The sequence below is a fragment of the Nocardia spongicola genome, from assembly GCF_047200775.1.
GTDB lineage: Bacteria > Actinomycetota > Actinomycetes > Mycobacteriales > Mycobacteriaceae > Nocardia.
Window position 1 is genome coordinate 1 of record NZ_JBJZOO010000050.1, and the last position, 920, is coordinate 920.

1 protein-coding gene is annotated in these 920 nt (G+C 62.3%); it reads left to right on the plus strand.

Going from position 1 to position 920, the window contains the following annotated elements:
* Positions 1–26 precede the first annotated feature (26 nt).
* Positions 27–920, plus strand: a complete 894-nt coding sequence (locus tag ACL02S_RS24140) for a 1,4-dihydroxy-2-naphthoyl-CoA synthase (protein WP_412804789.1) — start codon at positions 27–29, stop codon at positions 918–920.

Sequence of the window (920 nt, forward strand, 5' to 3'; positions counted from 1 at the left end):
CACCGCGGCGGGTGATAATCACAGACGTGACATTCAATCCAACGCTGTGGCGCCCCATTCCGGGATTCGAGAACTTGACCGACATCACCTACCACCGGCATATCGAGCAGGGCACCGTTCGGATCGCATTCGACCGGCCCGAGGTGCGCAATGCGTTCCGGCCGCATACGGTCGACGAACTCTACCGAGCCCTCGATCACGCCAGAATGACCCCGGATGTCGGCGCGGTATTGCTCACCGGCAACGGCCCGAGCCCCAAAGACAACGGCTGGGCTTTCTGCTCCGGCGGCGACCAACGCATCCGAGGACGCAGTGGCTACCAGTACGCCAGCGGCGACACCGCGGACACGGTCGATCAAGCCAGGGCAGGCCGACTGCATATCCTCGAGGTGCAACGACTCATCCGCTTCATGCCCAAAGTGGTGATCGCACTGGTGAACGGCTGGGCCGCGGGCGGAGGACACAGCCTGCACGTGGTCTGCGACCTCACCCTGGCCAGCCGGGAGCACGCTCGTTTCAAGCAGACCGACGCCGACGTCGGCAGCTTCGACGGTGGTTACGGCAGCGCCTATCTGGCCAAGATGGTCGGGCAGAAATTCGCCCGCGAGATCTTCTTCCTCGGCCGTCCCTACACTGCCGAAGAAATGCACCAGATGGGCGCGGTGAACAAGGTCGTCGACCATGCCGAACTGGAAAACGTCGCCTTGGAATGGACCGCCGATATCAACGGCAAATCCCCGCAAGCGCAACGCATGCTGAAGTACGCGTTCAACTTGCTCGACGACGGGCTGGTCGGCCAGCAACTGTTCGCAGGCGAAGCGACCAGAATGGCTTATATGACCGACGAAGCAGTCGAAGGCCGCGATGCCTTCCTACAGAAACGCACACCGGATTGGACCCCCTACCCCTGGCACTTCTGA